General features: G+C 47.4%; 15 protein-coding genes. 14 read left to right on the top strand and 1 reads right to left on the bottom strand.

The window, feature by feature from the left end; genetic code table 11:
- The first annotated feature begins 83 nt into the window (after positions 1 to 83).
- From HPY27_RS28425 to HPY27_RS28400, 6 genes are all read left to right on the top strand, one after another.
- On the top strand, positions 84 to 338 hold the full coding sequence (locus HPY27_RS28425; protein WP_017247041.1) for a 50S ribosomal protein L7ae-like protein: 255 nt from the start codon (positions 84 to 86) through the stop codon (positions 336 to 338).
- Positions 339 to 460: 122 nt separating this feature from the next.
- Positions 461 to 904: a 30S ribosomal protein S12 gene (gene rpsL, locus HPY27_RS28420; protein WP_005828873.1), complete on the top strand. Its 444-nt coding sequence runs from the start codon at positions 461 to 463 to the stop codon at positions 902 to 904.
- 54 nt (positions 905 to 958) lie between these two features.
- Positions 959 to 1,429 carry a 30S ribosomal protein S7 gene (gene rpsG, locus HPY27_RS28415; protein ID WP_007716226.1) on the top strand — a complete coding sequence of 157 codons (471 nt, stop codon included), beginning with the start codon at positions 959 to 961 and terminating at the stop codon, positions 1,427 to 1,429.
- Positions 1,430 to 1,498: 69 nt separating this feature from the next.
- The gene (fusA, locus tag HPY27_RS28410) at positions 1,499 to 3,577 is read left to right on the top strand and encodes an elongation factor G (RefSeq protein ID WP_017247042.1); all 2,079 of its coding nucleotides are present in this window, start codon (positions 1,499 to 1,501) and stop codon (positions 3,575 to 3,577) included.
- A 120-nt stretch (positions 3,578 to 3,697) separates the two neighbouring features.
- Positions 3,698 to 4,888: an elongation factor Tu gene (gene tuf, locus HPY27_RS28405; protein WP_017247043.1), complete on the top strand. Its 1,191-nt coding sequence runs from the start codon at positions 3,698 to 3,700 to the stop codon at positions 4,886 to 4,888.
- Positions 4,889 to 5,041: 153 nt separating this feature from the next.
- Positions 5,042 to 5,977 carry a DMT family transporter gene (locus HPY27_RS28400; protein ID WP_017247044.1) on the top strand — a complete coding sequence of 312 codons (936 nt, stop codon included), beginning with the start codon at positions 5,042 to 5,044 and terminating at the stop codon, positions 5,975 to 5,977.
- Between the two features lie 25 nt (positions 5,978 to 6,002).
- Here HPY27_RS28400 and HPY27_RS28395 read toward each other — a convergent pair whose 3' ends face one another.
- Positions 6,003 to 6,389: a globin domain-containing protein gene (locus tag HPY27_RS28395; protein ID WP_174226496.1), complete on the bottom strand. Its 387-nt coding sequence runs from the start codon at positions 6,387 to 6,389 to the stop codon at positions 6,003 to 6,005.
- A gap of 356 nt (positions 6,390 to 6,745) precedes the next feature.
- On the opposite strand from HPY27_RS28395, the gene rpsJ reads away from it, so the two are divergent.
- The 8 genes from rpsJ (at position 6,746) to rpsC (ending at position 10,997) form a co-directional block, all read left to right on the top strand.
- The gene (gene rpsJ / locus HPY27_RS28390; protein ID WP_007716236.1) at positions 6,746 to 7,054 is read left to right on the top strand and encodes a 30S ribosomal protein S10; all 309 of its coding nucleotides are present in this window, start codon (positions 6,746 to 6,748) and stop codon (positions 7,052 to 7,054) included.
- A 147-nt stretch (positions 7,055 to 7,201) separates the two neighbouring features.
- Positions 7,202 to 7,831 carry a 50S ribosomal protein L3 gene (gene rplC, locus HPY27_RS28385; protein WP_017247047.1) on the top strand — a complete coding sequence of 210 codons (630 nt, stop codon included), beginning with the start codon at positions 7,202 to 7,204 and terminating at the stop codon, positions 7,829 to 7,831.
- A gap of 20 nt (positions 7,832 to 7,851) precedes the next feature.
- On the top strand, positions 7,852 to 8,475 hold the full coding sequence (gene rplD / locus HPY27_RS28380; protein ID WP_017247048.1) for a 50S ribosomal protein L4: 624 nt from the start codon (positions 7,852 to 7,854) through the stop codon (positions 8,473 to 8,475).
- Positions 8,475 to 8,765, top strand: a complete 291-nt coding sequence (rplW, locus tag HPY27_RS28375) for a 50S ribosomal protein L23 (protein WP_007716243.1) — start codon at positions 8,475 to 8,477, stop codon at positions 8,763 to 8,765. Before rplD ends, rplW begins: the two co-directional genes overlap by 1 nt.
- Before the next feature lie 32 nt (positions 8,766 to 8,797).
- Positions 8,798 to 9,628, top strand: coding sequence for a 50S ribosomal protein L2 (gene rplB / locus HPY27_RS28370; RefSeq protein ID WP_007716245.1), 831 nt, complete (start codon positions 8,798 to 8,800; stop codon positions 9,626 to 9,628).
- Positions 9,629 to 9,677: 49 nt separating this feature from the next.
- Positions 9,678 to 9,959 (top strand): 30S ribosomal protein S19, encoded by a 282-nt coding sequence (gene rpsS / locus HPY27_RS28365; protein WP_007716246.1) that lies wholly within the window; start codon positions 9,678 to 9,680, stop codon positions 9,957 to 9,959.
- Between the two features lie 29 nt (positions 9,960 to 9,988).
- The gene (rplV, locus tag HPY27_RS28360) at positions 9,989 to 10,321 is read left to right on the top strand and encodes a 50S ribosomal protein L22 (RefSeq protein ID WP_017247049.1); all 333 of its coding nucleotides are present in this window, start codon (positions 9,989 to 9,991) and stop codon (positions 10,319 to 10,321) included.
- A gap of 13 nt (positions 10,322 to 10,334) precedes the next feature.
- Positions 10,335 to 10,997: a 30S ribosomal protein S3 gene (gene rpsC, locus HPY27_RS28355; protein WP_007716248.1), complete on the top strand. Its 663-nt coding sequence runs from the start codon at positions 10,335 to 10,337 to the stop codon at positions 10,995 to 10,997.
- Positions 10,998 to 10,999 lie beyond the last annotated feature (2 nt).

Raw genomic sequence — 10,999 nt, 5'->3', positions numbered from 1 at the left:
CAAATGGGCGTTGACAACAACTAGCCCACCTGATATTATATTCAAGTGTGCCTGACATCTGTACTTTGGAGGATATGAGAATCATGTCTTATGAAAAAGTCGAGCGGGCCAAGGACTTGACAATCGGCATTAAGCAGACGATTAAAGCTGTTGAAAGCCAACAGGTAGAAGCAGTGTATATCGCTGTCGATGCAGATAAGCGTTTGACCCAAAAAGTCGAGCTCCTTTGCAAAGAGAAGGGTGTTCCAGTCATCCATGTAGATTCCATGCGTCGTCTAGGCAAAGCGTGCGGAATTGAAGTGGGAGCAGCTACTGCTGCGATTAAAAAAAGTGGTTGACGATGTTTTTGTCTGTGGTTACACGTTGCGTAATACTGGACAAGGACTTTCTATTTGACCTAAAAATGACTCACCTGGATCTGTGGTCTTGAAGATTGGGTATTAAGAAGGGAGGTAACATCATGCCTACAATTAACCAATTGGTGCGTAAAGGTCGCGAGGATAAGGTTGTGAAGTCGAAGTCCCCAGCTCTTCAAAAGGGGTACAACAGCTTCAAGAAAAGCCAAACCAACCAAAGCTCTCCTCAAAAACGTGGTGTTTGCACTCGTGTAGGTACCATGACTCCGAAAAAACCGAACTCCGCGTTGCGTAAATACGCTCGTGTGCGTTTGACAAACGGAATCGAGGTAACAGCTTACATCGGTGGTATTGGCCACAACCTGCAAGAACATAGCGTCGTGCTGGTGCGCGGCGGTCGTGTAAAAGACTTGCCAGGGGTACGCTACCATATCGTTCGTGGTGCACTTGACACTGCTGGTGTGAACAACCGTAAACAAGGTCGTTCCAAGTACGGTACTAAGCGTCCGAAGCCAGGTCAAGCAGCAGCTGCAGCGAAAAAGAAATAAGACAAACGCCTGTGAAGTGGCGTGACTTTATATCGAAAAGAAGGAGGGAATACGATGCCTCGTAAAGGTCCTGTAACCCGTCGTGACGTGCTGCCAGATCCTATTCACAACAGCAAGTTGGTTACTCGCTTGATTAACCGCCTGATGTTGGATGGTAAGCGTGGTGTAGCTCAGAACATTCTCTACAACGCATTTGACATCATCCAGGAGCGCACAGGTCGCAACCCGATGGAAGTGTTTGAAGAAGCACTGAAAAACGTAATGCCAGTACTGGAAGTTAAAGCTCGCCGTGTAGGTGGTGCTAACTACCAAGTACCAATCGAAGTAAAACCGGAGCGCCGTACCACTCTTGGTCTGCGTTGGATGGTTAACTACTCCCGTAACCGTGGAGAGAAAACCATGGAACAACGTCTTGCTAACGAGATCATGGACGCTGCTAACAACACCGGTGCAGCAGTTAAAAAGCGTGAAGACACGCACAAGATGGCTGAAGCGAACAAAGCGTTTGCTCACTATCGCTGGTAGGAATTGAATCGGGTGTCCGTATTGGATACCCGTTTATTCTCAAACTCGAGTATGGAAGGAGCATACCTAATGGCTCGCGAGTTCTCTTTGCCGAATACGCGTAATATCGGTATCATGGCTCACATCGATGCTGGTAAGACGACGACTACTGAGCGTATTCTGTTCTACACTGGTCGCGTTCATAAAATTGGTGAGGTGCACGAAGGTGCAGCAACCATGGACTGGATGGAACAAGAGCAAGAGCGTGGTATCACGATCACTTCGGCTGCTACTACTGCTCAATGGGCTGGTCATCGTATCAACATCATCGATACACCAGGCCACGTAGACTTCACTGTAGAAGTTGAGCGCTCCCTGCGCGTTCTTGACGGTGCTGTAACCGTTTTTGACGCAAAAGGTGGCGTTGAGCCACAAACCGAAACCGTATGGCGCCAAGCTGACCGCTATGGCGTACCACGCATGTGCTACATCAACAAAATGGATATCATGGGTGCTAACTTCGATATGTGCTTGGGTCAGATCAAATCTCGCCTGGGTGCAAATCCTGTAGCAATCCAATATCCAATCGGTGCAGAAGATCAATTCAAAGGTATGGTTGACCTGATCGAAATGAAGGCAATCGTATATACCGATGATTTGGGTAAAACTTCTGACTCCGCTGAAATCCCTGCTGACCTGCTCGCTCGTTGCGAAGAACTTCGTATGGCGATGGTTGAGGCAGCTGCAGAACAAGACGAAGAGCTCATGATGAAGTACTTGGAAGGCGAAGAGCTGACCAACGACGAAATCCGTGCTGCTCTGCGTAAGGGTACTATCGAGTGCAAACTGACGCCGGTAATGTGCGGTTCTTCTTACAAGAACAAAGGTGTTCAGCCTATGCTGGACAACGTAGTATCTTACCTGCCGTCTCCGGTAGATATCCCTGCAATTAAAGGTACATTGCCAGATACTGAAGATGAAGTTGATCGTCCAGCTGACGACAACGGTCCGTTCTCTGCTCTTGCGTTCAAGATCATGACTGACCCGTATGTTGGTCGTTTGACATTCTTCCGTGTATACTCCGGTGTACTGAATTCCGGTTCTTACGTTCTCAACTCTACTAAGGGTAAACGTGAGCGTGTAGGCCGTATCCTGCAAATGCACGCAAACCACCGTGAAGAGATCCAAACGGTTTACTCCGGTGACATTGCAGCAGCTGTAGGTTTGAAAGATACAACAACTGGTGATACTCTGTGTGATGAAAAGGCTCCTGTAATCCTCGAGTCTATGGACTTCCCAGAGCCAGTTATCTCTGTTGCGATCGAACCAAAATCCAAAGCAGACCAAGACAAGATGGGTATCGGCCTGTCCAAACTTGCTGAAGAGGATCCAACGTTCAGAACTCGTACAGACGAAGAGACTGGTCAAACTATCATCTCCGGTATGGGTGAACTTCACTTGGAGATCATCGTAGACCGTCTGAAACGCGAATTTAAAGTTGAGTCGAACGTAGGTGCTCCACAGGTTGCTTACCGTGAAACATTCCGTAACGCAGCGAAAGTGGAAGGTAAATTCGTTCGTCAGTCCGGCGGTCGTGGTCAATACGGTCACGTTTGGGTGGAATTTGCTCCACTCGAAGCTGGTCAAGGCTTCCAATTCGAAAACAAAATCGTTGGTGGTGTAGTACCACGCGAATACATCCCTGCTGTTCAAGCGGGTATCGAGGAGTCCATGAAAAATGGTGTTATCGCCGGCTTCCCGCTGGTTGATATCAAAGCTACTATCGTAGACGGTAGCTACCATGATGTTGACTCTAACGAGATGGCATTTAAAGTAGCAGGTTCCCTCGCATTGAAGGAAGCTGCGAAAAAATGTGGCGCAGTACTGCTCGAGCCAATCATGAAAGTAGAAGTTACAATGCCAGAAGAGTACATGGGCGACGTAATGGGCGACCTGAACTCCCGCCGCGGTCGTATCGAAGGTATGGAAGCTCGTGCAAATGCACAAGTAATCCGTGCGATGGTACCACTGTCCGAGATGTTCGGTTACTCCACAATTCTTCGTTCCCGTACCCAAGGCCGTGGCGTTTACTCCATGGTGATCGACCACTACGAAGAAGTACCTAAATTTATCGCTGAAGAGATCATCAAGAAATCTAAAGGCGAATAATTACAGGTTACAGCTTTATCTTGCAATCAGAAAGGTTTACAATATGGAAGGGACAACCATTCGTAAGGTAAACCTTTCTTCAAACCATAAAACCCTTATCTATAAGGAGGCTTTCCTCTCATGGCAAAAGCGAAATTTGAGCGTAATAAACCACACGTTAACATTGGTACTATCGGTCACGTTGACCATGGTAAAACTACCCTGACTGCTGCTATTACAACTGTATTGGCACAGAGCGGTAAAGCACAAGCTATGAACTATGCTGCAATTGACGCTGCTCCAGAAGAAAAAGAGCGCGGTATCACAATCAACACTGCTCACGTTGAGTACGAAACTGACAACCGTCACTATGCTCACGTTGACTGCCCTGGTCACGCTGACTACGTGAAAAACATGATTACTGGTGCTGCTCAAATGGACGGCGCTATCCTGGTTGTATCCGCAGCTGATGGCCCTATGCCACAAACTCGCGAGCACATCCTGCTCTCCAAGCAAGTAGGCGTACCTTACATCGTAGTATTCATGAACAAATGCGACATGGTAGACGATGAAGAGTTGTTGGAACTGGTTGAAATGGAAATCCGTGACCTGTTGTCTCAATATGAGTTCCCAGGTGACGACACTCCAGTAATCAAAGGTTCTGCTAAAGAAGCTTTGGATAACCCAACTGGTGACTGGGCTAAGAAAATTGTTGAGCTGATGGAAGCTGTAGATTCCTACATCCCAACTCCTGAGCGCGCAACTGACAAGCCGTTCCTGATGCCTGTAGAGGACGTGTTCACGATCACTGGTCGTGGTACTGTTGCTACTGGTCGCGTAGAGCGCGGTGTAGTAAAAGTTGGTGACCAAGTTGAGATCATCGGTTTGGCTGAAGAAACAAAAACAACTACTGTAACTGGCGTTGAGATGTTCCGCAAATTGCTGGATTCCGCTCAAGCTGGTGACAACATCGGTGCTCTTCTGCGCGGTGTAGACCGTAACGACATCGAGCGTGGACAATGCTTGGCGAAACCAGGTTCCGTTAAGCCTTACACGAAGTTCAAAGCAGAAGTTTACGTTCTGTCCAAAGAAGAAGGCGGACGTCACACTCCTTTCTTTGCTAACTACCGTCCACAATTCTACTTCCGTACAACTGACGTAACAGGTATCATCCAACTGCCAGAAGGCGTTGAAATGATCATGCCTGGCGACAACACTGAGTTCACTGTAGAACTGATCGCTCCAGTAGCGATGGAACAAGGTACTCGCTTCGCGATCCGCGAAGGTGGCCGTACAGTAGGCGCAGGCGTTGTAGCTTCTATCGACGCTTAGGTTTTACTGATACACAAAACCCGACAACTTTGGTTGTCGGGTTTTTTTATGTGCTTTTATCGAATTTTTAAATAACTCCCATCAAAATCATTCAATTTGCCTCTCGTAGCAATATGCTACAATACCATCAGGATTGGATGGGGGATACTAGAGATGAAAAATAATGAGCGATTATTGTTTCTTATGCTTGCAGGTGTTGTCACGCTGTGGGGATTGAACGTGGTCATGGTCAAATATTTAGCAACGTTCCCTCCATTATATGTCGCCGCTATACGTATGACTGTCGGTGGAATCTGTTTATCGCCACTCATCTTCTTATACAGAAAGAGTTTGCGATTTAGCAAAACAGATTGGTTTTTGTTGGCTGGTGTCGGTGCTAGTTCTATCGCGCTTCATCAAATAACGCTTGCGGCGGGTGTTCAATATACGACAGCAGGAAATGCATCGCTTATTCTTGGATTAAATCCATTGGCAACGGCGCTCTTGGCGATGCTTCTCTTAGGGGAAGGTATGTCGTTGAAAAAAGGGCTTGGCATTGGAATGGGCTTTGCCGGAGTATTGATTGTCGTTATCTCTCAGCACGGTGGCCTTCATATGAATGGCTGGGGAGATGCCATTATGTTTTTCTCCATGCTCATGTATGTAACGGGTGGTTTACTCATACGGAAATTGGTAGTAAGAGGGGTACCGGTACTTTTAATTACGGCTTTATCGCAAATGTTTGGGGTCATTTTCTTGTGGGGAGTTGCATTGACTGTTCAACCAGCTTCCTATTATCTTTCTTTGGATGTTTCTTCCTTCCAGTGGCTTGTGATATTTGCTTCAGGTGCGCTATCAACAGCTCTCGGCTCGATCGGCTGGAATTATGGGATACGTCAGCTGGGAGCGAGTCGAACGGCTGTTTTCCTAAATGGAATGCCAATGGCCAGTTTGGTATTTGCGGCGATATTCCTGGGAGAAAGCCTTCAACTCGTACACTTACTAGCACTGTGTATGATCGTAGGCGGTGTTTATTTGGGATCGCGTAGCCTGGTGGGAGCGAAAGCCACACGGGCGGCAGCAACGCCTGATATAACAACAAAAGCGTAGGACAGTAATTGTCCTACGCTTTTTCTTATTGATCCCACTTATTGACCATATGGTGGGCGGTTAAACGCAAGCGATCAAAGATTTGCTTCCGAATCTCGCCTTCGAGTCCAGTCAGATCCATGGCTTTATCCATACAAGCGAGCCAAGCCTCTGCCTGTATAGGTCCAATAGGGAACGGCATGTGCCGTGCTCTCAGCATTGGATGGCCATGGGCATCCGAATACAGGCTTGGACCACCGAGAAACTGTGTCAAAAACAGATATTGTCGCTCCTTCACTTGCGTTAAATCTTCAGGGAAGAGTTCGGTAATATCGGGATGCTGCTTTACCAGATCATAAAAGGTATCGACAAGACGGGTCAAGGTATCTGCACCGCCAATGATTTCATAAGGGGTTTGATTCACATCAGACATTGAGGAAAACCTCCATTTCATAACGATTACAATCATAAGTATAACGTCTTCCTTCTATTATAGATAGATTGCTCGGCGAGTTGGCAGGTAATCCCGCTTGCCTTTCTTCGCAGAAATCTGTAAGATGATCAAGGTGAGTCATTCAGTAGGCACACCATGTACAAAAAAATATACGGAAACCCAAGAAAAAACTTGCGTTGCCCAGATCTTTTTAGTACAATATTGAATGTTGGTCATGGACTTGCGATGATGTGGGAGGTTGCTGACACACCCGGGCCCTTTGCCATGACTGGGGTGCAGGATATTTCCACGGAGAAATGTCTGTTTAAAAAATGGGCGAAAAAGGAGGGACTTCAATGGCAAAGCAAAAGATTCGTATTCGTTTGAAGGCGTATGATCACAAAATCCTGGATCAGTCCGCAGAGAAAATCGTGGACACTGCGAAGCGTTCCGGTGCTAACGTATCCGGTCCAATTCCACTTCCTACGGAGAAAGCAATTTACACGATCCTGCGTGCGGTTCATAAGTACAAAGATTCTCGTGAGCAATTCGAGATGCGTACACATAAACGTTTGATCGATATCTTGAATCCAACACCACAAACAGTAGATGCTCTGATGCGTCTAGATCTGCCATCTGGTGTGGACATCGAGATTAAACTGTAAGGTCCCAAAAAGCGATACACGCGCAGACGTTGTCTTGATAAGCGTGTTATACCAAGCAACAAACCCTTAAATGGCACCCCTGCGCATCGATGGGGACTTGATACAACATAAAGCGTTTTACTGAAATAAGCACAGGAGGTGGCACAAATGACCAAAGGAATCTTAGGGAAAAAACTTGGAATGAGTCAAGTTTTTGGTCCAAACGGAACAGCGATTGCTGTAACGGTTATCGAAGCAGGTTCTAACGTAGTTCTTCAGAAGAAAGACGTTGCGAACGACGGTTATGAAGCGATTCAAATCGGCTTCGAAGACAAAAAAGAACAGCGCGCTAACAAGCCGGAAAAAGGCCATGCAGCAAAAGCTAACACTGCTCCTAAGCGCTTCATTCGCGAAATTCGCGGAGTAAACCTCGCTGACTATGAGGTTGGTCAAGAGTTGAAGGCTGACATTTTTGCTGAGGGAGAATTCGTTGACGTTGCCGGCGTAACCAAGGGTAAAGGTTTCCAAGGTGCGATCAAACGTCACAATCAATCCCGCGGTCCTATGGCTCACGGTTCACGCTACCATCGCCGCCCAGGTTCTTTGGGTGCTGTCGATCCAGGTCGTGTATTTAAAGGCCAAACCCTGCCAGGTCAAATGGGTGGAGACAACGTTACCATTCAAAACCTGGAAGTGGTTAAAGTTATCGCAGAACGCAACTTGATTCTCGTAAAAGGCTCCGTGCCTGGTCCGAAAAACGGCTGCGTACTGGTTTCCACGGCAGTCAAGAAGAACTAGTAAGGAAAGGAGGAACTGACATGCCGAAAGTAGCTCTTTATAACCAAAGCGGTTCTCAAGTTGGCGAAATCGATCTGGCAGACAGCGTATTTGGGATTGAGCCTAACAGCGCAGTTCTGTACGATGCGATCGTGATGCAACAAGCATCCCAACGTCAAGGTACACATGATGTAAAGAACCGTTCTGAAGTACGTGGTGGTGGCCGCAAGCCATGGCGCCAAAAAGGTACAGGACGTGCACGCCAAGGTTCCATTCGCTCTCCGCAATGGAAAGGTGGCGGTGTTGTATTCGGTCCAACTCCGCGCAAATACGGTTACAAACTGAACCGTAAAGTTCGCCGTTTGGCACTGAAATCCGCACTCTCCGCAAAAGTACAAAGCAATGAAATGTTGGTTTTGGATGCTCTGAACATTGCAGCTCCTAAAACTAAAGAAATGACAGTTGTTCTGAACAACTTGAAAGCAGATCGCAAAGTTCTGATCGTTACTTCCGAGTACGACCAAAACGTAGCTCTTGCTTCCCGCAATATTCCAGGTGCAAAAATCGTAGATGCTGCAGGCATTAACGTTCTTGATCTGGTAGCGCATGACAAAGTAATCGTGACGAAAGAAGCGATTGCGAAAGTAGAGGAGGTGCTCGCCTAATGAAGAGCCTTCATGATGTCCTTAAACGCCCTGTCATTACCGAGCGCACCACTGACATGATGGCTGAGAAAAAGTACGTATTCGAAGTACCTCTCAAAGCCAACAAGACAGAAATCAAACAAGCTGTTGAAAAAGTATTTGGCGTAAAAGTAGAAGCAGTTAACACAGTTCGTGTACCTGCGAAACCAAAACGCTACGGAAAATACTCCGGTTACACATCCGAGTGGAAGAAAGCAATCGTTAAGCTGACTGATGACAGCAAAGAATTGGCCTTCTACGAGGGAGTATAACCTCGACGACTACCGAAAAGGAGGGTATTAACATGGGTATCAAAAAGTTTAAACCGACTTCTCCTGGTCGTCGCCAAATGACGGTTTCTACTTTCGAGGAGATCACCACGTCGACTCCCGAAAAATCCTTGTTGGCGCCTCTCAGCAAAAAAGCTGGTCGCAACAACCAAGGTAGAATTACCGTTCGTCATCAAGGTGGCGGTCACAAACGTAAATACCGTATTATCGACTTCAAACGTAACAAAGATGGTATCATTGGTCGCGTAGCAACCATTGAATACGATCCAAACCGTTCCGCTAACATCGCGCTGATCAACTATGCTGACGGTGAAAAGCGTTACATTATCGCTCCACAAAACCTGAAAGTGGGCGACCAGATTGTATCCGGAGCAGATGCCGACATCAAAATCGGTAACGCACTGCCAATGGAGAAAATCCCGGTAGGTACTACCATCCACAACATCGAGCTGAAACCTGGTAAGGGTGGCCAATTGGTTCGCGCTGCTGGTACTTCTGCTCAATTGCTTGGTCGTGATGGTGAATTCGTAATCGTACGCCTGTCTTCCGGTGAAACTCGCCGCATTCATAACGTATGCCGCGCTACCATCGGTCAAGTAGGTAACCAAGATCACGAATTGCTGAACATCGGTAAAGCAGGACGTTCCCGCTGGTTGGGTATTCGCCCGACAGTTCGCGGTAGCGTAATGAACCCTAACGATCACCCACACGGTGGTGGTGAAGGTCGCGCTCCAATCGGTCGTAAGGCTCCTGTTACTCCTTGGGGTAAACCAACCCTGGGTCTCAAGACTCGTAAGAAGAAGAACAAGTCCGACCAGTACATCATCCGCCGCCGTAAAAAGTAAGGTAGGCTGATACTATAACCGAACGCCTATGGCGAAGGGAGGTTCACTAATGGGACGTAGCTTAAAAAAGGGTCCTTTCGTGGATGACCACTTGATGAAAAAAGTTGACGAGCAAAATGAAAAGAACGAGAAACGCGTGATCAAAACATGGTCTCGCCGTTCCACCATCTTCCCTGATTTCGTAGGACACACGTTTGCAGTTTACGATGGCCGCAAACATGTACCTGTATACGTATCGGAAGACATGGTTGGTCATAAATTGGGTGAATTCGCACCAACTCGTACCTTCAAGGGTCACGTCGACAACGACAAGAAGTCCAAGAAGCGCTAATTTTCTCTTGACAGAGAGGAGGTACAAAGATGGAAGCAAAAGCAGTTGCACGGAATATTCGCATCGCGTCTCGTAAAGTCCGCCTGGTGGTTGACTTGATCAGAGGCAAGCAAGTAGGTGAAGCTTTGGCGATCTTGAAACACACGCCAAAGGCAGCTTCTCCAGTTGTTGAAAAGCTCCTGAAGTCGGCTATTGCAAACGCTGAGCACAACTATGAGCTGGATCCAAATAGCTTGGTAGTAGGCAAAATCTTCGTAGACCAAGGTCCTACGTTGAAGCGTTTCCGTCCGCGCGCTATGGGTCGCGCTAGCCGCATCCATAAACGCACGAGCCACATCACAGTGGTACTAAACGAGAAATAAGGAGGGATTACGTGTGGGTCAAAAGGTAAGCCCGGTAGGTCTTCGGATCGGTGTCATTCGTGACTGGGAGTCCAAATGGTACGCTGACAAGGACTTCGCAACTCTGTTGCACGAAGACTTGAAAATCCGTAAGTATGTAAAAGGGCGTCTGAAGGATGCTGCTGTATCCACGATCGAAATCGAACGCGCAGCTAATCGCGTGAACGTTACGATTCACACCGCTAAGCCTGGTATGGTAATTGGTAAAGGTGGTTCAGAGGTTGAAACTCTGCGCAAAACTTTGACCGAACTGACTGGCAAACGCGTTCATATCAACATCAACGAAGTAAAACGTCCGGATCTGGATGCTACTCTTGTAGCTGAAAATATTGCACGCCAATTGGAAAACCGCATTTCTTTCCGCCGTGCGCAAAAGCAATCGATCACTCGTTCGCTGCGCTCTGGTGCTAAAGGTATCAAAACCTTGGTAAGCGGTCGTCTTGGCGGCGCGGACATCGCACGTTCTGAAGGTTATAGCGAAGGTACTGTTCCGCTTCACACATTGCGCGCTGACATCGACTACGGTACTGCTGAAGCACATACCACTTATGGTCGCATCGGTGTTAAAGTGTGGATCTATCGTGGAGAAGTCCTTCCAGCGAGAAAGAACGTCGCTACTGAGGAAGGAGGCAAGTAATC

Source organism: Brevibacillus sp. HB1.1, assembly GCF_013332445.1.
Classification (GTDB): domain Bacteria; phylum Bacillota; class Bacilli; order Brevibacillales; family Brevibacillaceae; genus Brevibacillus; species Brevibacillus porteri.
Note: the sequence above shows the minus strand (reverse complement) of the source record. Positions and strands in the feature narration are given on the sequence as shown.

Coding starts and splice junctions, on each gene's coding strand:
- HPY27_RS28425 (WP_017247041.1), top strand. CDS start 84: ATGTCTTATGAAAAAGTCGAGCGGGCCAAGGACTTGACAATCGGCATT.
- rpsL (WP_005828873.1), top strand. CDS start 461: ATGCCTACAATTAACCAATTGGTGCGTAAAGGTCGCGAGGATAAGGTT.
- rpsG (WP_007716226.1), top strand. CDS start 959: ATGCCTCGTAAAGGTCCTGTAACCCGTCGTGACGTGCTGCCAGATCCT.
- fusA (WP_017247042.1), top strand. CDS start 1,499: ATGGCTCGCGAGTTCTCTTTGCCGAATACGCGTAATATCGGTATCATG.
- tuf (WP_017247043.1), top strand. CDS start 3,698: ATGGCAAAAGCGAAATTTGAGCGTAATAAACCACACGTTAACATTGGT.
- HPY27_RS28400 (WP_017247044.1), top strand. CDS start 5,042: ATGAAAAATAATGAGCGATTATTGTTTCTTATGCTTGCAGGTGTTGTC.
- HPY27_RS28395 (WP_174226496.1), bottom strand. CDS start 6,389: ATGTCTGATGTGAATCAAACCCCTTATGAAATCATTGGCGGTGCAGAT.
- rpsJ (WP_007716236.1), top strand. CDS start 6,746: ATGGCAAAGCAAAAGATTCGTATTCGTTTGAAGGCGTATGATCACAAA.
- rplC (WP_017247047.1), top strand. CDS start 7,202: ATGACCAAAGGAATCTTAGGGAAAAAACTTGGAATGAGTCAAGTTTTT.
- rplD (WP_017247048.1), top strand. CDS start 7,852: ATGCCGAAAGTAGCTCTTTATAACCAAAGCGGTTCTCAAGTTGGCGAA.
- rplW (WP_007716243.1), top strand. CDS start 8,475: ATGAAGAGCCTTCATGATGTCCTTAAACGCCCTGTCATTACCGAGCGC.
- rplB (WP_007716245.1), top strand. CDS start 8,798: ATGGGTATCAAAAAGTTTAAACCGACTTCTCCTGGTCGTCGCCAAATG.
- rpsS (WP_007716246.1), top strand. CDS start 9,678: ATGGGACGTAGCTTAAAAAAGGGTCCTTTCGTGGATGACCACTTGATG.
- rplV (WP_017247049.1), top strand. CDS start 9,989: ATGGAAGCAAAAGCAGTTGCACGGAATATTCGCATCGCGTCTCGTAAA.